At 68.9% G+C, this 21,692-nt stretch carries 14 protein-coding genes; 6 read left to right on the forward strand and 8 right to left on the reverse strand.

All coding sequences use genetic code 11. The features are described 5' to 3' along the window. Nucleotides 1–48 precede the first annotated feature (48 nt). Together gghA and C438_RS15195 are read left to right on the forward strand one after the other, a co-directional pair. The gene (gghA, locus tag C438_RS15190; protein WP_004970533.1) at nt 49–2,520 is read left to right on the forward strand and encodes a glucosylglycerol hydrolase; all 2,472 of its coding nucleotides are present in this window, start codon (nt 49–51) and stop codon (nt 2,518–2,520) included. Nucleotides 2,521–2,802: 282 nt separating this feature from the next. After that, entirely contained in the window at nt 2,803–4,101 is a 1,299-nt protein-coding gene (locus C438_RS15195) for an MFS transporter (RefSeq protein WP_004970535.1), read from the forward strand. An 82-nt stretch (nt 4,102–4,183) separates the two neighbouring features. Here the strand turns inward: C438_RS15195 and C438_RS15200 are convergent, their stop codons facing one another. From C438_RS15200 to C438_RS15225, 6 genes are all read right to left on the reverse strand, one after another. Further along, entirely contained in the window at nt 4,184–6,550 is a 2,367-nt protein-coding gene (locus tag C438_RS15200) for a DUF7846 domain-containing protein (protein ID WP_004970539.1), read from the reverse strand. A gap of 2 nt (nt 6,551–6,552) precedes the next feature. Continuing rightward, nucleotides 6,553–7,725: an ABC transporter ATP-binding protein gene (locus C438_RS15205; protein ID WP_004970541.1), complete on the reverse strand. Its 1,173-nt coding sequence runs from the start codon at nt 7,723–7,725 to the stop codon at nt 6,553–6,555. Then, a complete protein-coding gene (locus C438_RS15210) occupies nt 7,715–9,310 on the reverse strand; it encodes an ABC transporter permease (RefSeq protein ID WP_004970543.1) in 1,596 nt (531 codons plus the stop codon). The genes C438_RS15205 and C438_RS15210 overlap by 11 nt, the downstream gene beginning before the upstream one ends. A gap of 12 nt (nt 9,311–9,322) precedes the next feature. After that, nucleotides 9,323–10,486: an iron ABC transporter substrate-binding protein gene (locus C438_RS15215; RefSeq protein ID WP_004970546.1), complete on the reverse strand. Its 1,164-nt coding sequence runs from the start codon at nt 10,484–10,486 to the stop codon at nt 9,323–9,325. Between the two features lie 122 nt (nt 10,487–10,608). After that, nucleotides 10,609–11,766 (reverse strand): hypothetical protein, encoded by a 1,158-nt coding sequence (locus tag C438_RS15220; RefSeq protein WP_004970548.1) that lies wholly within the window; start codon nt 11,764–11,766, stop codon nt 10,609–10,611. A 127-nt stretch (nt 11,767–11,893) separates the two neighbouring features. Continuing rightward, entirely contained in the window at nt 11,894–14,245 is a 2,352-nt protein-coding gene (locus tag C438_RS15225) for a DEAD/DEAH box helicase (protein WP_004970550.1), read from the reverse strand. A gap of 105 nt (nt 14,246–14,350) precedes the next feature. On the opposite strand from C438_RS15225, the gene C438_RS15230 reads away from it, so the two are divergent. From C438_RS15230 to C438_RS15245, 4 genes are all read left to right on the forward strand, one after another. Further along, a complete protein-coding gene (locus C438_RS15230; RefSeq protein WP_004970552.1) occupies nt 14,351–14,782 on the forward strand; it encodes a DCC1-like thiol-disulfide oxidoreductase family protein in 432 nt (143 codons plus the stop codon). A 21-nt stretch (nt 14,783–14,803) separates the two neighbouring features. Next, complete coding sequence (locus C438_RS15235; protein WP_004970553.1) at nt 14,804–15,325, forward strand: GIY-YIG nuclease family protein; 522 nt, start codon at nt 14,804–14,806, stop codon at nt 15,323–15,325. Between the two features lie 222 nt (nt 15,326–15,547). Next, nucleotides 15,548–16,351 (forward strand): helix-turn-helix transcriptional regulator, encoded by an 804-nt coding sequence (locus C438_RS15240; protein WP_004970554.1) that lies wholly within the window; start codon nt 15,548–15,550, stop codon nt 16,349–16,351. A gap of 81 nt (nt 16,352–16,432) precedes the next feature. After that, nucleotides 16,433–17,560 carry a pyridoxal phosphate-dependent aminotransferase gene (locus C438_RS15245; RefSeq protein WP_004970555.1) on the forward strand — a complete coding sequence of 376 codons (1,128 nt, stop codon included), beginning with the start codon at nt 16,433–16,435 and terminating at the stop codon, nt 17,558–17,560. Nucleotides 17,561–17,608: 48 nt separating this feature from the next. On the opposite strand, the gene C438_RS15250 is transcribed toward C438_RS15245, so the two are convergent. Beyond that, nucleotides 17,609–18,397, reverse strand: a complete 789-nt coding sequence (locus C438_RS15250; protein WP_004970556.1) for a CBS domain-containing protein — start codon at nt 18,395–18,397, stop codon at nt 17,609–17,611. 139 nt (nt 18,398–18,536) lie between these two features. Then, the gene (locus C438_RS15255) at nt 18,537–21,617 is read right to left on the reverse strand and encodes an FAD-binding and (Fe-S)-binding domain-containing protein (RefSeq protein WP_004970557.1); all 3,081 of its coding nucleotides are present in this window, start codon (nt 21,615–21,617) and stop codon (nt 18,537–18,539) included. Nucleotides 21,618–21,692 lie beyond the last annotated feature (75 nt).

Below are 21,692 nucleotides of genomic sequence, written 5' to 3' on the forward strand. Positions count from 1 at the left end.
CTCCATCTCCGCTTTCGCCTCCGTTCGACCCGACCGACCCGATTCACCATGAGCACGAACTCCCCCACGCCGACCCTGCACGCCGACCGAACCGACGACCTCGCCTCGTGGCACGAATCGGTCGTCGAGAGCCGCGACGACGACTTCTCGGCCGCCAAGACGCTGACGACGAAACTCGGCGCGCACCGCCGCGACGAGGTCGTCGAGTTCGGCTTCTGGACGCCGGACCTCGTCGAGGACGGCGTGCCGGAGGCCGCCGTCGAACTGGAACTGCTGACGCCGCCGGCCGACCTCGACCCCGGCGAAACCGACCACCGGCGCGTGACGTTCGACCGCCACCGCGTCCCGACGCGTCGGGTCGGCGAGTACCACTGGGCGGCCGTCGAGGGCGTCCGCGCCGGCACGCGCGACACTCTCGGCGCGCTCTACCGTCTCGTCTACGAGGGCGACGACGGCGAGGAGCGAACGGTTCAGGACCCCGTCGCGTACTCGGTTCCGTTCGGGGCGTTCGCGCCCGCGGAGGTGTACGACCTCGACAGGCTGGACGAGACCCGCGCCGACCGCGCCTACTTCGAGGCGCTCGGCACCGACGACGAGCGGGTGGCCACGACCGACGACGGCGGCCTCCCGCGTATCGACCCCGCGACGAGCATGCTCGAAATCCACCCCGGAACCGCCACGGAGCGCGGGTCGCTCGCCGGACTCGCCGAGGTGTACGAGGGAATCGCCGCGAAACAGCGCGCCGGCGACGACCTCGCCCCGTGGGAGCGCGCCTTCGCCGGCTACGACGGGATTCAGTTGATGCCCGTCGAGCCGTTGACCGAGAACGAGGCGGAACACGACTTCTGGACGGTCGCCGACGGCTCGGCCGGCGAGGTGACGGTCGACGTCGCCCGCCCGGAGATGATTAACTGGGGCTACGACATCGTCGTCAGCGCCTTCTCCGCGCCGAATCCGGCCGTCCTCGAAACCGGCCGCCCGGACGAACTCGTGGACTTCATCGCCGCCTGCCACGACCTCCCGCGACCGATAAAGGTCGTCTTCGACATCGCGCTCGGCCACGCCGACAACCGCGGCGCGGAACTCCTCTCGGACCGGTACGTCCTCGGCCCGGGGATGTACGGCAAGCACCTCGACTACACCGAACCGACCGCGCGCGCCGTCTTCTTGGAGATGCAAGAGCGCAAGATGGACTTCGGTGCGGACGGCATCCGGGTCGACGGCGCGCAGGACTTCACCTCCCACGACCCCGAGACGGGCGAGATGTACCACGACGACGACTTCCTCGCGGAGATGGACCGCGTGACGCAGGAGGTCGCCGGCACGGAGTACCGGCCGTGGATGATTTACGAGGACGGGCGGCCGTGGCCGCGCGAGGACTGGGAACTCGCCTCCTCGTACCGGGCGCTCATCGAGCAACACCCCCACTCGTTCCAGTGGTCGCCAATCACCTTCGCCCACAACACCCCCGCGCTTCTCACCTTCTGGGCGACGAAGTGGTGGCGCGTCCGCGAGGTCGGCGAGTTCGGCGGCAACTGGCTGACGGGCGTCGCCAACCACGACACCGTCCGCCGGGGGACGCAGATAGACCCGACGGTCGAGTTCAACCAGTCGCCGGTCAACCCCTATCTCGGCGACGACTACCCCGAGACGCTGAGCGAGGCGTACGACAACGCCGCGTCGTCGATGCTGTTCCACTGCTTCCTGCCGGGCGTCCCGATGGACTTCGTCCACGCCAACATGCGCGCGCCGTGGGGGTTCGTCCGCGACACCGACCCGACGTGGAACGTCAAGGTCGTCTCCGACGAGTCGAAGTTCTGCTACTGGCAGGTGCGCGACGAGGACTTCGAGGACGACCGCTTCTTCCGGCGCGTGAAGGACCTCGGCTTCGACTCCCGCGAGGGACTTTTGACCTTCATGAACGCCCTCTCGTCGGCGGTCGGCGCGACCGACTACGACCTCGACGTGATGGCCGACATGCTCTCGGCGATGGACCAACCGCTCGGCGACGACCTCTCGGCCGCGGACCTCGAAGCCTACGGCTACGCGTGGATGCGCGACGTGCACGACTTCTCGAACCTCGTCCACTGGCGCGACGAACAGGACGACGAGCGGACCGCCTTCCGCCTCGAAACCCGCGAGTTCCGTCACGACCGGCCGTGGCTCATCGCCGACCTCGACGCCGCCGACTACTTCACCTACCGTCACCCGACCGACGGGACGGTCCTCTACTACGGCTTCCGGACCGCACCGGACGGGGGTGACGCGACCGACTCGACCGGTGGCGAACAACTGCTCTTCGCCGCCAACATGGAGGGCGTCCCCGTCGAGGTGTCGCCCGCGACCCTCGCCGACGACGCGGCCGGGGACGCGAACGCGCCGGCCGTCCCGACCGACGGCTGGGAGCCGGCGCTCGTCGCTCCCGGCGTCGAGGAACCAGACGGCTCGACCGCCGCTTCCAATCCGCTCGCGGTCGAACTCGCCAACGGGGCGGCCGTCGTCTGGCGGCGCGACCCGTAGCCGACGGGAGAGAACTCACCACCAGATTCATACTCTCCGAGCGTTTTTGGACGTATGTCCACGGTATAACTCGGTGTATTATCGGATAATATCGGTAATACACTCCTTATCTGGTTCAATTCCCTAAACACTCGGTAAGTGTTTATGGGGCATTGTGGACAGTACTTTTCTATGATGTCTCTGTGCTATCCGCTACATGATGTTCAAACCAATACAGAAGAACGGTAGAATTGTACACGATTGTGCTTCTATTTCGGAGGTTGCTGTATGGGTCTCGTAAAGATGACCAAGTGGCGGACGCTCCTTCTCGCCACTATCGGGTTCAACTTCTCCTTTCTCATCTGGTTCTCGTTCGCGCCCTTCACGGGGCCGATGGCGGAGGAGTTCGGGCTTTCGCTCGCCGAAATCGGCATCTTGGCGAGCGCGGCAATCTGGCTCGCGCCCTTCGGCCGCATCCTCACCGGCTGGCTCTCGGATAAGTTCGGCGCGCCGGTGGTGTTCGCCATCGTCCTCGGCTACGTCGGGGTGTTCTCGATGGCGAGCGCCTTCGCCGAGAGCTACACCGTGTTCTTCGTCGAGCGCCTCATCGTCGCCACGGCGGGCATCACGTTCGTCATCGGCATCCAACACGTCTCGGAGTGGTTCGAAGAGGAGAACCTCGGCATGGCCGAGGGCATCTACGCCGGCATCGGGAACGCCGGGGCCGCCGGCGGCGCGCTCATCCTGCCCCGCGTGTTCGGGGCCGACTGGAGCGGGCCCCTGTTCCAGAGCAACTGGCGGGCGGCGTTCTTCTACACCGGCGTCGTCTCGATTCTGCTCGCGGTCGCCTACTACCTCCTCGGCGAGGCCGCGGCGAACGACGAGCGCCGGCAGGCGACCGCCGACAACGCGACGCTCAAGCAGTGGGTCCACACCGCGACCCGCTACGGGACCGTCGCGCTCGCGCTCGCCTACGTCATGAGCTTCGGTCTCGAACTCTCGATGAACGGCTGGCTCGCCACCTACTACCGCGAGGCGTTCAACACGAACAACCTCGTGCTCGCGAGCACGTTCGCGGCCACGTTCTCCATCGCGGCCGGCCTGCTCCGGCCCATCGGCGGCTACGTCAGCGACGTGCTGGCGCGCAAAGAGATGGACATCCTGCCCGTCTTCGAGGGCCGCTACCGCGAGCAGTGGACGTTCGTGTCGCTCTCGTTCATCGTCGTCGCCATGCTCGTCATGACGCTCGCCGGCCTCTCGGGGACCGTCCTCATCGCGGTGGCCGCCGGCTTCATGGTCGGCATGGCCTGCGCCTTCGCTGAGGGCGCTATCTTCGCGCAGGTCCCCGCGATGTTCCCCAACAGCTCGGGGGCCGTCGCGGGCGTCGTCGGCGGCGTCGGCACCATCGGCGGCATCACCTATCCGCTCGTCTACTCGTCGGTGCTCCTGCCGAACCTGCACGTCGGCTACGCGCTCGTCGCGGCGACGATGGTTCCCATCGTCCTCCTGAACGCGTGGGTCTACCGCCCGCACATCGCGAAGCGTGCGACCGTCGACGGCTTCCTCGGCTCGTCGGGCTCGACCGGCCCGGCCGACGACTGAGCCGCCGACCGCGACGCCGAGACGTTTTTCATTTTTCGCCCGACGCTCACCGCCCGCGAGCCGCCGGCTCTCGACGCTCGCCTCAGGCGACGCGCGCGTCGGTCTCGACCGAGACGCCGTCGAGGTAGTCGCCGTCGGGGCCGACCCACTCGCCTTCAGTCCCGCAGTCGGTGGTCAGCCGGCAGACGCGGGTCTCCGGCGGCCAGAGAACCCGTATCTCGCCGCCCGAGCGCTCGACCGTCACGGTCTGTCGGTACGTGACCGTCTCGCCGAAGTCGCCGACGTAGGTCACCGCGAGGTCGACCTCGCTCGCGCCCGCCGGAATCGACAGCCGCTCGGGACCGGCGGCCAGCGGCCGGTTCGTCACGGCCACGCCCGCCGGCGAAAGCGACCACTCGACGGTCAGGTTCTCGGCCGTCGCCGCGTCGTAACGGGCGTAGCCCGCCTCGGTCTCGACGCGAACCGACGCCGTGTTCGCCCCCGCGGGCGCGCCGAGCGTCGTCGTCGCGTCGACCCGCTCGCCGGCGAGCACGTCGAGTCGGGTCAGGTCCGGTTCGACCGCCTCGGTTGCTCCGGTCCACGTCCCCCGATAGGTGAACCGATACGGCGTTCGGTTCGTGGCGTCGAGGACCGCGAAGTCCCGTTCGGCCCCGTCGTCGAGTGCGTACACCACCGGACCGTCGAACCCGGGGTCGTTGCGGAGCGTCTGGAAGGGATGGGCCGACCAGTCGCCGTAGGGGTCGGGGTGGAAGACGAGCGCCTTCGTCTCGTTACCGGCGGCGGACGGGTCGCCGGCGACGCCGAGACCGCCGGCACCGCCCCCGATACCGTCGGCACCGCCTTCGAGGCCGCCGGCATCGACGCCCGGCACCGACGGGGTCAGCGGCGGCTGTTCGAAGCCGGCGTCGAGGAGCGGTTCGTAGGTCGCCGCGAGGTTCTCGGTTCGGAGCCGGTTTTCGTCGTAGGGGTCTTCGACCGCGCCGACGGTCACGCCGCCGGCGAACAGCGCCGAGACGAGAAGCACCGAGAAGACGACGCCGCGGGCCTCCGAAGCCGAAAAGCGGCGGTGGGCCAGTCGGCGGACGAGCCGAGCGCCGGCGACGACGCCGGCCGCGCCGAACACCGCGAGCGGGACGAGCGCGTCGAAGTGGTAGAACGGGCCGAGGAGGTCGATGAGGCCGTTTCGAAGACCGTTGTGTGTCCCCCAGAAGGCGGCGTTGCCGAGGAACACCGAGGCGAACACGCCCGCGACGACGCAGGCGAGGGCGTCGTCGGAGAGTTCGGTGAACGCGCGGTCGCGGCCGCCGAGTCCGTGGTGGCGGCGTCTCGCGCTTCCCCGGAGGTTCCGGCCGGTCTTGTGACTCCACCAGCGGCGGGCGGTGACGCCGAGGCCGAACACCGCGGCGACGGTGCCGAGCCACCCCATCGGCCCCCAGCGTAACGCGAGCAGGTCGAGCGCCTCGACGGCGGTCTCGACGCCCATGGCGGGCGTGTAGACGACCTCGTAGTCGAGGATGGCCCGCTCGCCGAAGCCGACGCCGTCCTGCGGGGCGAAGGCGATGTATGGAAACGTGAGCGGGTCGCCCGTCACGACGGCGTTGTACGCGAGCGTCAGGCCGACGAACGCGAGACCGGGGAGCGCGACGGCGGCGTACCGGCGGAAGACGACCCAGCCGGTCCCCGCGCGCCGGGCAGTCGCCAGCGCCCACAGCGAGTGGGCGATGAAGGGCAGGGCGAACAGGACGGCGGTGTACGGGCGGGCGAAGAACGCCGCGCCGACGAGCGCGCCGGCGACGACGGCGTAGCCCGAGGAGTCCCGGCGGGCGGCCCGGACGTAGCAGACGGCGAACCCGAGGTTGAGCATCGTCGTCGGCGCGTACGCGAGGAACGTCGCCGACGTGAGCAGAAACAGCGGCGAGAGACCGAGCAGGCCCGCCGCGACGACGCCGGTCGTCCGGTCGAACGCGTCGGCGGTGAGGGCGTAGACCAGCGCGGCGGACGCCGCGGCGACGGCTCCCAACACGAGGTTCGGAAGCCCGACCGCGAGGCCGACCGCGAACAGCGCCGGCACGGCCGGCGAGTACTTCGAGTAGAGCTGGACGCCGCCGGGGGCGCTCGGCGTCTCCTGTACCACGAAGAACCACGGCCTGACGGCCTCCGTCAGTTGGCCGGGATAGAGGAACAGCTTGCCTTCGAGGAGCATCGCGGCCTGCGTGAGATAGACGCCCTCGTCGTCGTTGACGGTGTGGTACGGAAAGAGGTCGACCGCGAGCCACGTCACGACGAGGCCGACGAGAAGGGAGACACAGAGCGCGGCGAGTCGCCGCCGCGTCCGGGTTCGGTCGATGTCGATGGAGAAGTCGGTGTGGAACGCGAGGCCGCGGACCGCGGCTCGCACGCGCCCGCCGAGCGGGACGCTCCGGCCCGTCTTCGAGTCTCGCCGACCCATTCTCAGTCCGAGTAGAGGCCGGTCTCGGGGCGCTGTTCGCGCGGGAACCACGCGAGTTCGTGGCCGGCGTCGAGCGTCACCTCGACGCAACCGTCGGTCGGGACGGTCTCGTCGTGGTTGTGCATACACAGCAGGGTGTCGCCGCCGTGGAGTTCGACCTCGTAGAGGATGGTCGGCCCGAGGTAGCGCTTGCCGACGACCTCGCCGTGGCCGTCGCCGCCGCCGTTGCAGGCGTGCGCCGACACGTCGTCGGGGCGGACGAGGATGTCGATGTCGGTGTCGTCGTACTCGGGCGCGAGGCCGTGAATCTGGTCGCGGCCGACCGTCCCGAGTTCGGTCTCGACCACGTCGCCCGCGATGCGCCCCGGCAGGAAGCCGGCGTAGCCGAGGAAGCCCGCGACGAAACGGGACTCGGGGTGTTGGAACACCTGTTCGGGCTCGCCCACCTGTTCGAGGTCGCCGTCGTTCATCACGGCCACGCGGTCGGAGATGGACATCGCCTCCTCTTGGTCGTGGGTGACGGAGACGGCCGTCACGCCGGCCTCCTTGAGGATGCGGCGGACCTCCTCGCGCATCTGGACGCGGAGGTCCACGTCGAGGTTCGAGAAGGGCTCGTCGAGGAGCAGAATGGCCGGTTCGGGCGCGAGCGAGCGCGCGAGGGCGACCCGCTGTTGCTGGCCGCCGGAGAGCTCGTCGGGGTAGCTATCGCCTTGGGTCTCCAGTCCCACGAGGTCGAGGAGGTCGGCGACGCGCTCGTCGCGTGCGGCCTCGCCGAGGTCCTTCAGCCCGAAGGCGATGTTCTCGGCCGCGGTGAGGTGCGGGAACAGCGCGAACTCCTGGAAGACGACGCCGACGCCGCGCTCCTCGGGCGCGCGGAAGGTGTCGCCGCCGGAGACGACGCTCCCGTTCAGTCGGACCTCGCCCCCGTCGGGGCGGTCGAGTCCGGCGATGAGTCGGAGCGTCGTCGTCTTCCCACAGCCCGAGGGGCCGAGGAGCGTGAGGATTTCGCCCTCCTCGACGCTGAGCGAGAGGTCGTCGATGACCGACTCGGTGCTGTAGGACTTCGAGACGCCGTCGAGTTCGAGGACGCCGCCGATGTCCTCGTCGTCGGCCTCGGAGCCGGTGGATTCCGCGCGGTTCGAGCGGTCGGTGGTCGAGAGTGTGCTATTTGACATCGTATCCCTCTTGGGTGATGATAACGAGCATCGAGAGCCCGGAGACGAAAAGCAGGATGAACGCGGGCACGACGGCCTGACCGAAGTAGCCCTGCTCGTAGGCCGTCCAGATGTGTGTCACGAGCGTGCTGAACCCCGAGGGGCGGAGCAGGAGCGTCGCGGGCAGTTCCTTCATCGTGGTCAGGAAGACGAGCGCCGCGCCGCCGAACAGGCCGGGCGCGACGAGCGGGAGCGTGACGTGCCGGAACGCCCCCGTCGGGGTCTCGCCGAGCGTCCGCGCCGCCTCCGGGAGCGCGGGGTCGACCCGGAGGAACGACGCCCGGAGCGACCCGATGGCCTGCGGGAGAAAGCGGATGACGTAGGCGAACACGAGGAGGTAGAGCGTCTGGTAGATGGGCGTCGCGTACGAGCTTCCGAAGAAGACGAGCGCCAGCCCGAGGACGACGCCCGGCACCGCGTAGCCGACGTAGGTCGCGCGCTCGAAGACGGAACTGAGCCGCGAGGGGTGCCGCGCGGCGAGGTACGCGACGGGCAGGCCGGCGAGCGTCGCCGCGCCCGCGGTCGCCGCCGCGACGAGGACCGAGTTGAACGCGTACTCGGGTTGGAACGCGAGCGACCCGCTCGTCGCGGCGACGCCCTGCGCGAGCCACGTAAAGAGGATGCCGAGCGGGACGACGAGCGCGACGGTCGCGACGAGCGCCGCGAAGCCGAGCGCCGGGTACTTCCACCGGCCGAGCGGCATCGGTGCCCCCGAGCGCCCGCCGGTCGTCGTGCGCTCGTCGCCCCGAATCTTCGATTCGAGGGTCAAGATGAGGAGCGTCACGGCGATGAGTTGGAGCGACAGGAGCGTCGCGGTGTCGCGGCCGAACGTCCCGAACTCCACGTAGATGACGCGGGTGAAGGCGTCGAACCGCATAATCGCCGGCGTGCCGAAGTCCGAGAGGACGTACAGCGCCGTCAGGAGCGAGCCGGCGGCGACCGCGGGGCGAATCTGCGGGACCGTCACCCGCTTGAACGCCTCCCAGCGGCTGTGGTTCAGGGTCCGCGCGGCGTCGATGAGCGTGGTGTCCATCGACTTCAGCGCGGCCCGGGTGGTGATGAACACGTATGGGTACGTGTAGAGCGTCAGCACCAAAACGGCACCGGGTAATCCGTATATCTCGGGGAGCGACTCGACACCGAGCGGGGCCAAGAGCCGCTGGAACGCGCCCCGCGGGCCGAACGCCGAGACGAACGCGAACGCGCCGATGTAGCTCGGAATGACGAGCGGGAGCGAGACGACGACGGTCCAAAAGCGCCTGAACGGCAGGTCGGTGCGGACGGTCAGATACGCCAGCGGGACGCCGAGCCCGATGCACGCGGCGGTGACGAGCGTGACGAGCACGGCGCTGTTCAGGAACACTTCGACGGTCGTCGGCCGGGTGACGAGCGACACCGCCTCGGCGAACCCGACTTCGAGCGCGGTCTTGACGAGCCACAACAGCGGGACGACGACGGCGGCGGCGACGGCCCCGCTCGCGATGGTCAGACCGAGCGGTTGCTCGTCGTCCCCTCCACCGGTCCCCGTCTGCTGTTCGGTCGCCATGAGTGTGCTACCTCAGAGGACGCCCACCTCACGCAAGAGTTCCACGGTTCCTTCGAGGTCCGAAAGCTGGGTCAGGTCGAGGCCTTCCGGCGGGCTGAGTTCGTCGATGCTCGGCAGTTCGCCGATGGGGTCGACGCCCGAGACGAGGGGGTACTCGAAGGTGGTCCGCGCGAAGTAGTCCTGCGCTTCGGCCGAAAGCAGGTGGCGAACGAAGTTGCTCGCCAGTTCGGCGTCGTCGGTGCTGTCGAGGACGAGCGCGCCCGCGACGTTGAAAATCGACCCGGCGTCGCCCGCGGTGAACGCGGTCGAAAGCGGCGCGTTCGTTCGTCCCGCGAGGATGCGCTGGATGTAGTAGTGGTTGGCGAAGCCCGCGCCGATTTCGCCGTCGGCGACGGCCTGCGAGACGAGGAACTCGTCGTTGTACTCCGTGACGCCGAGGTCCTGCATTCCCTGTAACCACTCTCTCGTGGCGTCTTCGCCTTCGAGGACGCGCATCGCCGTGACGAACGCCTGGAACGAGGAGTACGTCGGTGCCCAGCCGATGTTGTCTCTGAACGCTTCCGTGTCGGGGAAGGCCATGATGTCGTCGGGGATGTCCGACTCGTCGAACTGGTCGGTGTTGAACGGGACGGTCCGGGCGCGACCGGAGGTCCCGGTCCACTGGCCGTCCGGGTCGTGGAACTCGTCGCGGACGAGGTCGAGCACGTCGCTCGGAAGCTCCTGCGTGCGACCGGCGTCCTTCAGCGCGCCGAGCGAACCCGCGTTGACCGAGAAGAACACGTCCGCGGGGCTGTTCTGCCCCTCGGTCTGAATCTGGTTGACCAGTTCGGCCGCCGAGTTGTACCGCGGGCGAATGGTGAACTCGTCGTAGTACTCCTCGAAAAAGGAGATGAGCTCGCCGACGAGCGCCTGTCCGCGACCCGAGTAGAGCGTGAGTTCGCCCGAGAGGTCCGGCATCTCCGTGACGGAGACGCCGCCGGTGATGTCGCGGTCGCCGAACGGAGACCGCCCGGACCCGATCTGTCCGGCCGACTCGTTGGCTCCGGCTTCGGTCGTCGTCTCCGTCTCCTCGTCGCCGCCGGTACACCCGGCGAGCGCGCCGACCCCGAGGGCCGCCGTCGTCGCGATGAACCGGCGGCGACTGTGGCCGCGAAGCTCTCGGTCGCGTTCGTGCATACATTGATTTAGGTCTCCCTAAATCATTTATACCTACCGATTTGTCGAGCGAAGCGGCCGAATCGCGGGACGGGGGCCACCTCCCCCGCGGCGTCGCGCGGGTGGCGTTCGCCGTCGCCCGCTCAGTCGTCGGCCGGCGCGGCGGCCCGCGGCGCGGCGAGCGCGTCGAGGCAGTCCAGCCAGTCGCGCATGTGCTCGCCGACGTAGTTGAAGAAGTCGCCGTTGCGGTACTCGGACCAGTCGCCGTCGGCGAGCGCGTCGGCCATCGCCTCGAAGACGCCCGCGTAGCTGTCGGCGTCCCCGCCGACCGCGTCCACGACCTCCCAGAGATGCTCGTTGAGTTCGAGCCCCGGCACCTCGTTGTTGAGGTCGTCGAACGTCGGGCGGGCGGCCTTGTTGTGCTCGCACAGCGGGTAGCCCGTCACGACGTCTTTCCCGAGCACGTCGGCGGCGCGCTTGAGGAACACGCCCGACCAGATGTCGTCGAAGCGGCCGACCTCCCACTCGTTGTCGTCCATCGGGAGCTGGTAGAACGCCGGGATGACCTCGCGCTCGAACGCGAGGTTCATCGAGCAGACGGTGAGGTACTGGCCCGGCTCGACCACGAAGTCGCCGTCGAAGTCCTCGAAGTCGGTCCGGGTCTGGGCCTGCCCTTCGAGGTCGCCGTCCATCAGGATGCGGACCGCGTCGAGGTCGGGGACGTTCGTCCACAGCCCCTGCGAGGCGACCACGTCGCGGAGTTCGCGCGTCCCGGTCTCGACTGTCTCGTCCATCGCCGAGTAGGGATAGCCGCGGGGGTACAGCCCGTGTTCGTCGGCGTTCTGGTAGAGGACGTTCACCCAGCGCTCGTCGCTCGACACCGACTCCACCTCGTCGGTGCGGTCGAGGTTCGCCATGTGGCGACCGAAGAAGTCCCACTCGTCGTGCGGGAGCGTGTCGTCGTCGATGAACACGCCGTAGTCGAACTCGGAGTGCGCCCACATGTACAGCAGGCCGAAGCTCGTCTGGGCGTGGCTCGCCGCCGGCACGAGATGCGAGTACTCGGAGATGTCGTGTTCGTCGTACCACTCCTCGCGGGCCGACCCGTCGAAGACCGCGCCCGAGACTCCCTCGTCGTCCAGCATCGACGCCATCCCCTCGGCGTCGCAGAAGTCCTCCGTCACGAGGAGGACGAACAGTCGGTCGAGGTCGAACCCGTGCGCGCGGGCGTTTTCGAAGTACGCTCGCATGCACTCGTACTCCCGGATTGTCGGGACGACCACGCAGATGTCCGCGTTCATTGCCCCTATAGATTTAGGGTTCCCAAAAATAGCTGTTGGTTCGGAATAGCGGCCCTGAAATGCCGGTATCGTGATATTTCACCCGTCGGGTCGGCGGGGGCGGGCGGTTCGCGCCCGGCCGCCGGATTCAGGCCCGCGTCCCCGTCAGCGACTCCAACAGCAGGACGGCCGTGTCCTTCGCCAGCGGGTCGTTCGCGTTGCCGCACTGCGGCGACTGCACGCAGGAGGGACAGCCGTCCTCGCAGTCGCAGTCCGAAATCAGGTCGGCGGTCTGGCGCATCAGCCCCTCCACGATGTCGTAGCCGGCGCGCGTGATGCCGACCCCGCCGGGGTGGCCGTCGTAGATGAAGATCGTCGACTGGTCGGTGTGGGCGTGGTACGGCGTCGAGAGCCCGCCGATGTCGCCGCGGTCACAGAGCAGTCGGAGCGGGAACAGCGAAATCATGCCGTGTTCCGCGGCGTGGATGCCGCCGTTGAAGCCGTAGTCGCGGCCCTCCGGGCGGTCGCTCGATAGCTCGCGCATCTCCCGTTCCACGTCGCCGGGGACGGTGAAGTACAGCGCCTTCGTCCGCAGGCTCGTCTCCGGGAGGTCGAGCAGTTGCTGGCCGATTGTCGTCCCGCGCTTCGGGTCGCGCCGCTCGAACCCCGTTATCTGCTTTCGCATCGTCACCTCCGCGAACCGGACCTCCACGTCGTCTCGCGCCGACAGCGGCTTCGACAGGATGTCCCGCTCGACCGTGATGTGCTTGTCGTGGAGGACGCGGGTGTAGTAGTCCGCCCACGTCGGCTGGAGTCGGGCCACGTCGCGGTCCAAATCCAACTCGGCGACCTCGTACGTCTGGCCCTGATGGTGGTAGACCGCGCCGGGATGGGCGTCCCGGAGCGCGTCGTCGAACGCCAGCGTGGCGATGGTCTCGTCGTTCCGCGAGTCCATCAGTTGCACCTCGCGGTCGGTGATGGTTCGGAGGCTCATCGCGTGTTGCGGGCTCTCGCTCCCGTCGTGGGTCCACCGGAGGCCGTCGTCGGTCTCCCGGCGGGCCAGCGTCCCGTCGGCTTCGAGGTCGGAGACGACGCCGGGGAACGACCCGCCGAAGTGGGACTCGTCTCCAGTCGAGAGCCAGTTTTCGGCGGCCGCGCAGGCGACGTGCGAGGGGAGGAGATGGTCGTTTTCCGGGTCGGAGACGGCGCGTTCGGGGTCGCCGTCGAAGAACTCCGCGGGGTGGTTCATCAGGTACTGGTCGAGTTGGTCCTCGCCGCCGACGAGGACGACGAGCGCGGGCCTGTCGCCGCGTCCCGCCCGCCCGGCCTGTTGCCACGCGGACATCCGCGTGCCGGGGTAGCCGTCGATGAGCACCACGTCGAGGCCGCCCACGTCGACGCCGAGTTCGAGCGCGTTGGTACTCCAGACGCCCGTGATGTCGCCGTCGTGGAGGCCGGCCTCTATCTCTCGCCGCCGGTCGTGGGTCAGGGAGGCCTGATACGCCGCCACCTCGCCCGCGAGTTCGTGTTCGCCGCGGCTTCTGAGGTCGCTCGCGCTCTCTGTGGCGTACCGTTCGGCGGCCTGTCGGGCGCGGGTGAACGCCAGCGTCTGGTGGCCGCGCGCGACGAGGTCGACGAAGAGGTTCTTCGTCTCGACGTGACCCGAGCGCCGCCGCCCCGACCCGCCGGCGTCGGGGTTGTCGTACTCCGGCGGGTTCCAGAGGAGCCAGTTGGTCTCGCCGGTCCCGCTCGCGTCCTCGTCGACGAGCGTGAAGGAGTCCTCCCGCTCGCCGGTGATGCGCGCGGCGTGCTCGACGGGGTTGCCGATGGTGGCCGAACAGCAGACGAACTGCGGGTCGGCACCGAACCGCTCGCAGACGCGCTTGAGCCGGCGGACGAGCAGGGCGACGTGGCTCCCGAACACCCCGCGGTAGCCGTGGACCTCGTCGATGACGACCGTCTCCAGCGAGGAGAAGAACCACTCCCACAGCCGGTGGGCGTGCGGGAGAAGCGCGTAGTGAACCATGTCGGGGTTCGAAAGCAGGACCGTCGGCATCCGCTTTCTCACCTCGCGCTTCTCCGATTTCGACAGCCGGCCGGTGTACTGGTCGACCGAGACGCGACTGCCGAAGCCGAGGCCGCGCGCGAGGTCCGACAGCGTGTCGAGTTGGTCGGCGACGAGCGCGTTCTGCGGGCCGAGATAGAGCGTCCGCCCGCCGTGGTCCATCGCCCGCTCGAACGCCGGGACGGTGTACGCGAGGCTCTTGCCGCTCGCGGTCCGCGTCGCCAACACGACGTTGTTCCCGCCGCGGACGGCCTCGACCGCCTCGGCCTGATGCCGGTAGAGCCGGTCGATGCCGCGGTCGTCGAGCGCCGACGCCAACCGCGGTTCGAGGTCCACGTCGGCGAACGCCGGCTCGCGCGCCTCGAACCGGCGGTGGGACCGAATCTGCCCCTCGTAGTACGGTCTGGTCCGAAGCCACTCGATGAGGTCGTCCACACGCCCACTGCGGACGTGGTCGCCCTAACGCTGTCGCAGGCCGGAACTGATAGCACACGGCACGCCCGCCGCGCCGCTTTTGTTCTCTGCGTCCCGACGAAAGCTATGAACGAGTCCGCGGACGCCGTGCTCATCTACGACGGCGAGTGCGCCTACTGCTCTGTCGCCGCGTCGGCGCTGAAGCGCCTCGACGACGTGGAGGCCATCTCGTGGTACGACGACGCGGCGCAGGCGTTCCTCGACGCCCAGTTCGCCGACGTGCCGTTCGCCATGGTCTTCGTCGACCGCCGAGCGCGCCGCGTCTACGCCGGCCGCGCCGCCGCGAAGGAACTCACCGACCGCGCCGGGATGCCCGGTCTCCTCGGCAGTCTCGTCCGCGACAACTACGACAGAATCGCCAAGGCCGTCGGTGTCGCCAGCGGCCGCGGTCGCGACCCCGACGACGTCCACAGCGTCTACGACCTCGACGCCGCCGCGGCCGACCTGTTCCCGGCTCTCCTCGACAACGCCGAAAAGCGACCCGCCGAGCTTTCGTAACCGGACGGACGTACTCCGACTATGACCGCCCCGCGGACCCCGACCGACGACGCCCCGACAGTCCACTCGCTCGACCCCGCGGTCCTCGGCACCGACGACGACCCGCTGTCGCTCGACGCTCGGTCGCCCGTCGGGACGTACGCGCTGGTCTTCGACGCGCCCGCGGTGACCGTCGAGGTCGGCGCGCTGGGCGACCACCGCCTCTCGGCGGGAGCCTACGTCTACGTCGGGAGCGCGTTCGGCACGGGCGGCCTCCGCCGCGTCCGCCGCCACCGGCGCGTCGCGGCCGGCGACCACGACGCCCGCCACTGGCACGTCGACTACCTCGGCGGGTCCCCCGCGGTCGACCTCGCGCGCGTCGTCTGCGTCACCGACCGCGACGTGGAGTGCGCGGTCGCGACCGACCTCGCGTCGTCGCTCGGTGCGGCGGGCGTCGATGGCTTCGGCTCGTCGGACTGCTCGTGCGACGCGCACCTCGCGCGCGGCGACTCGGTGGAGACGGCGGTTCCCCTCGTCGAAGAAGCGTTTCGGAGCAAAATGTGAAGGGGAATGTCTTCCCCTTCTGACGCCCGAACCGGACCGGGCACCCCGGTTCGGGCGAAAAGCCGGTTGTCAGAGGCACCCCGGCATACCCTCATACTCCTGCCACACGCTTTACTTCACCCATCGCATCACTCACGCACACCGTGAGTTATGCTATATAAATAGTTCGTTTATTTATATACTGAGCGTCGGTTCTCCTGTTATTTAAGTAGTAACACGTTCATGCAGTTCGACATGGTTCGGTCCGAGGTCGACGAGGTGTTCGACGTGCTCGCGTCGCGCGCCGACGTGCTCGACGCCGTCGTTCGCCAGCCTCGGACGACGGCGGAGCTCGCGGACGACCTCCCGGTGTCGCGGTCGACGGTCGACCGCGGGCTTCGCGAGCTGGAGAGCGCGGGCTTCGTCGAGACGAACGGCGGCGTCCACCGCCCGACGCTCGCCGGTCGAATGGCGCTCGATACGTACGCGCACTTCGTCGAGTGTCTGGACGACATCGACGCGGCCGCCGCGGTGCTCGACTCGCTCGACTCGGACGCGCCGCTCGCACCGGCGTTCCTCGACGGCTGTGACGCCATCTCCGTCACCGATGGCGGCTCCGGCCCCGCGCTGTCGAAGCTCACGTCCTTCGTCGAAGAGGCGACGTCGGTACGCGGTTGCGTCCGCGGGGCCCTTCCCTCGCAGGTCGACGCCTACTACCGGGCCGTCGTCGAGGGCGGCATCCCGGTCGACATGGTCGCCACCGACGACGTGGTCCAGCGGCTCGTCACCGCCTATCGGCCACAGCTCGCCGAGGCGTGGTCGGTCGACTCCTTTTCGCTCCGGTCGGTCGATTCGCTTCCCTACAGTCTCGTCGTTTCGGACCTCCCGGACGGCCCCGTCGCGTTCCTGGTCGCGTACTCGGAGCGAGGTCTCGCGGGCGTCATCTACAACGACTCGCGGCCGGCGGTGTCGTGGGCCAGGCGACGCATCGACGACTGGCAGACGGACGCCGCGCCGCTTCCTCGGCCGCCGACCGACGACCGCTGAGCGCCCCGCCGTCCCCCATCGCCTGCGGCCGATGTCCCCGAGACCCCAACGACTTACGGCAGTGCCCGCGAAGGAGTCCCAATGACGACGACGTTTCCCGGAATTCCCTATCTGGAGTGGATTGTCGACCGGGTGGACGAGGCCACCCACGACCTCGCGACGAGCGACCTCGGCTCGTCCCGGCGCGGCGACGACCTCGTCCCGCCGGTTCTCGCGGGTCGCTCGGACCCCGAAGACGCGACGCTTGCCGGCCAACTCGCGGACCGCTACGGCGTCTCCGAGTCGTCGGTCCTCGTCACCGCGGGCGCGACGAACGCGAACTTCCTCGCCGCCTGCGCCCTCCTCGACCTCGCGTCCGGCGACGACGAAGACCGTGACGAATCCGACGCCTCGCGCCCGCAGGTGCTCGTGGAGAAGCCGGGCTACCAGCCGCTCGTTGTCACCTCGGAGGCGCTCGGCGCGCGCGTCGACCGCTTCGTCCGCCCGCCGGAGTACGACTACGAACTCGAACCGCCCCGCCTCGACGGGGCCTCGACCGACGCCTTCGCGTTCGCCATCGTCACCAACCGCCACAACCCGTCGGGCAAACTCACGCCGCGCGCGGAACTCGCCGAGGTCGCGGCGGCCGCGGCCGACGCCGGCGGCTACCTCCTCGTCGACGAGGTGTACGCGCCCTTCGTCGACCCCGCGGTTGACGGCCCCTTCGGCGGCACCACGGCGTCCGGCCTCGACAACACCGTCGTCACCGGGTCGCTGACGAAGTTCTACGGCCTCGGCGGCCTCCGCGTCGGCTGGATTATCGCCCCCGAGGAGGTCGTCGAGCGTGCCCGCTCGGCGTCGATGTACCTCCCCGCGGTCGCCGAACCGAGCACCAAACTCGCCCGGCGCGCGCTCCACCACAGCGACGAGATAGAGGCCGCCGCCCGCGAGCACCTCTCGGCCAACCACGACCTCCTCGCGTCGTTCGTCGCCGAGCGCGACGACCTCGATGGGCGCATCCACGCCGGCGGGACGTTCGCCTTCCTCGACCACGCCGACGCCGACGGCGACGCGGTCGCGGACGCCGCGTGGGACCGCGGCGTGCTCGTCGTCCCCGGCCGATTTTTCGACTCGCCGGAGTCGTTCCGCATCTCGCTGGGCGGCGACCCCGAGGCGATGGGAACCGGCCTCGAAGCCTTCGGCGACGCGCTCGACGACCTCGCCGAGTAGCCCGCCGCGCCACCACCCCACCGTTTTCGCCTCCTCGCTCCGCGTTCGCTACTGTTCTGTCTTCTCGATGAGCGGGTGTTGGAGGTAGTCGTTGACCTCCACGTCCGCGAGCGACCGGAGGCCGCCGAGTCGGGCCATCTTGCGTAGGCCCAATTCGTCGACGTCCTCCGACGAGACCGTGAGCACGTGCGCGAGCATCCGGTCGATATCGAGCCGCCTCGCGGCCATCGCCCGGTGGTGGCCGTCGACGAGGAGCGTCTCGGACCCGTGGGAGACGACGATGAGCGGCTCCGCGAGACCGTTCTGGAGTTCGTACTTCCGGCCCTCGAGCTCGTCGCCGTAGACCTCCCGCTGGGTCGGAATCAGCGAGCCGACCTCGACTTCCCGCTCGCCGACGTCGATTGACGTGTCGTGGGTCCGTTCGAGCATCTCGCGGGTGCTCTGGACCTTCGAGGGCGTCGTCCGCTCGATTTGGCTCCGCACCGCGTCGCCGTTCGAAAACAGGCCGAGCAACACTCGGTCGTCGTCGACGACGGGGAGGAACTGGTGGCCGGTGCGGAAGATGACGCGCGCGGCGTTCTTCACCGTCATCTCCGGGCGGACGACCACGAGGTCGCGGCTCATCACCGACTCGACCCGCACGTCGCCGTTGACCTCCAAGAGGTCTATCGCGCCGACGAACCCGAGGAGGCGGTTCTCGTCGTCGACCACCGGGAGGCCGCCGTACTGCGGTCCCGCCTTGAGTTTGTCGACCACGTCTGTGACCCACGCGTCGGGGCCGACGGTCTCCACGCCGGTCGTCATGTACGCGTCGACGCGCACGTCGTCGAGTTCCATCGGTGTCATGGCTGGTTCCCTCGCATCTCCGTCGTCCCGCGGTTGGCCGCCGAGCGCCCTAAACGTATCTGCGACGAAAAACGAGGCGGGACGGCGACCGGCGGCGCGCTCGAATCGGTTGTTTCTGCCGTCGCGTCGCTTACGCGTCGATGGCGCGCGCGATCATCTCGACGGGGTGCGGCGGGTCGTCGGTCGCGCCGTCCATGTCTTCGAGTTGCGTCCGGCAGGACGCGCCGGGGGCGACGACCACGTCGCCCGGACTCTCGGCCACTTGGCCTTCGAGGATGTTCCCGATGGCCTTCGACATGGAGTAGTGTTCGGCCTCGTAGCCGAACGACCCGGACATCCCGCAACACGTCGAGTCCAGCGGGTCCACCTCGAAGCCGGCGCGGCGGAGGACGCCCACCGCGTGGTGGTCCTTCTTCGTGGACTTCTGGTGGCAGTGGCCGTGGTACGTCAGGTAGTCGTCCTGCGGGCGGAACGACAGCGACTCGTCCAGCCGGAACGCGTCGACGTACTCCATGACGCCGTAGGCGTGTTCCGCGACGGCTTCCACGTCGTCGCCGGAGAGCAGGTCGAGGTAGTCCGACTGGAACATCACCGCGTCCGAGGGCTCACAGAGGACGATGTCCCAGCCCTCTGCGACGGCGGGCGCGAGCGCCTCGACGTTCTGCTCGGCGTCGGCGCGGGCCTTGTCGAGAAAGCCCTTCGAGTGCGGCGGTCGGCCGGAGCCGGCGACGCCCTCCGGAATCCGGAGGTGGACGTTCGCGGCCTCAAGCGCCTTCACGGCGGCCTTGCCGACCTCGGGGTGGTTGTAGTTCGTGTAGGTGTCGGGGAACAACAGCGCCTTGCGGTCGGCCTCCGCCTCCGGGACGCCGGCCCCGCCGCGGCTCTCGAACCAGTCGACGAAGCTCGTCGAATGGAACGTCGGGAGCGAGCGCTCCTTGGCGATGCCGACGGTCTTCTCCATGACCGTCCGCGCGCCCGGCACCTTCGTCGCCGCGTTGGCGAGCGGGGCGAACGCGGACCCGAGCTTCGACAGCGAATCGATGTTGGCAAAGAGCTTGTCGCGGAGGCTGGAGCCGTTTCGCTGGTGGTACTCGTGGACGACCTCGGCTTTCATCTTCGCCATGTCGACCTCGCTCGGGCAGTCCTTCGAACAGCCCTTACAGCCGACACAGAGGTCGAGCACCTCGTCGACGAACTCGTCTGTGAACAGCTCGTCTTCGGGGAGGCCGCCGCTCATGGCCTGCCGGAGCATGTTGGCGCGGCCGCGAGTCGCCTGAATCTCCTCCTCGGCGGCGCGGAACGTCGGACACATGACGCCGCCGACGGTGGACTGCTGGCCGCGACAGCCCGCACAGCCGTGGCAGAGTTCGACCATGCCCTCGAACCCGTTGTCGTTGTCCCAGTTCAGCGCCGGCTCGAAGCCGGCGTCGAACTCGTAGTCGGGGGAAAAGCGGAGGTTCTCGGTCATGTCGTGGTCGCCGCAGATGTTCCCCGGATTGAGGAGCCAGTCGGGGTCGAACGCGGTCTTGAGGTCGCGGAAGACGTTCCACAGGTGGTCGCCGTACAGCTTGCGGTTCCACTGGGTTCGCGCCCGGCCGTCGCCGTGCTCGCCGGAGACGGAGCCGCCGTACTTGACGACCAAGTCCGTCACCTCGTCGGCGATGGCCTCGAACGTCTCGACGCCCTCGGCGGTCTTCGTGTTGACGAGCGGGCGGATGTGCAGGACGCCCGGCCCCGCGTGGGCGTAGTACGACGCGAAGGTGTCGTGTTCGTCGAGGATGTCCTGGAAGTCGGAGACGTACGCCGGGAGGTTCTCCGCCGGGATGGCGGTGTCCTCGATGTACGCGATGTGCTTCTCGTCGGTCGTCCGCGACAGCAGAATCGGGAGGCCGGACTTGCGCATCTTCCAGAACTTCGCGCGGGTGTCGGCGTCGTGGGCCTCCATGAAGTCGGTCGCGCGGCGCTCCGTTTCGGTCACCGAGGCCGAGCCCTCCTCGGGGTCGAACTCGGTCCCGTCGGGGTCGATGACGCGGTCTTCGATGAGGTTCGCCACCTTCTGTTTGCCCGCCTCGTCGGAGTCGGCGTAGAACTCCACGAGGAGCGTCGAGTCCGTGCCCTCGGGGAGCATCCCGACCACGTCCGCGAACTCGGCGGTGTCCCGCGCGAGGTCGAGAAGCACGTCGTCCATGACCTCGACGGCCGCGGGCTCGTGTTCGAGGATGGGGGCCACGTCGTGCATCGCGTCGATGACGTCGTCGTAGGTGAGAAGCGCCACCGACGCGGTGTTCGGAATCTCCTCCAGCGAGACGGTCGCCTTCGTCACGACGCCGAGGGTGCCCTCGCTCCCGGCGACGAGCCGGCCGAGGTTGACGCGGCCGGCCTCCCAGTCCTCGTCGATACCGGCGTCGTCGGGCGTGCGGCGCTCGCCGCGCATCTCGTCGACGAGCATGTCGAGGTTGTAGCCCGAGACGTTGCGCTTCAGGTCGGGGAAGCGCTCGGAAATCTCGTCGGCCTCCTCGTCGAGTATCCGCGCGATTTCGGCGTAGATTCGGGCTTCGAGGTCGCCGTCGGGGTCACCTGACTCGCGGAGTTCGTCGACGCTCACCTCGCCGAACGTCGTCACCGTCCCGTCGGCGAGGACGACTTCGAGTTCCTCGATGTAGTAGTCGGTCTTGCCGTACTTCAGCGAGTGCGAGCCGGTGGAGTTGTTGCCGATTGCGCCGCCGAGCGCGGAGCGGTCGCCCCACGCCGGGTCGGGCGCGAACTTCAGGCCGTGGGGGGCGAGTTCCTCGTTGAGTTCGCCGAGGCGGACGCCCGCCTCGGCCGTCGCGGTCCGCGCCTCGGGGTCGATTTCCTCGACGCCGCCCATGTGGCGGACGAGGTCGAGGACGACGGCCTCGTTGACGGTCTGGCCGGCGAGGCTCGTGCCGCCGCCGCGGGGGAGGACGGGAATCTCGCGGTCGGCGCAGTACTCCATCACCGCCGCCACGTCGGCCGTCGAGGTCGGCATGACGACGCCGATGGGGACTTGCTCGTACGCCGACGCGTCGGTCGCGTACAGCGTTCTCGTGTAGGTGTCGAAGCGCACGTCGCCCTCGACGAGGGACTGGAGGTCTTCGACCAGCCCCGGCCGCTCGACGTCGTCGCTGACGTAGTCGTAATCGCCAGCGAGCGCGGGGTCGGTGGCCGGTTCGTGCGTGTTGGATGCCATTGGTTAGCTCTGTCGTATGTCGGTTTGCGTGAACGGATAAAGACACCCGGTGACGGGCGTAGGTCCGGGTCGCGC

It is taken from the genome of Haloferax denitrificans ATCC 35960, from assembly GCF_000337795.1.
GTDB classification, from domain to species: Archaea; Halobacteriota; Halobacteria; order Halobacteriales; family Haloferacaceae; genus Haloferax; species Haloferax denitrificans.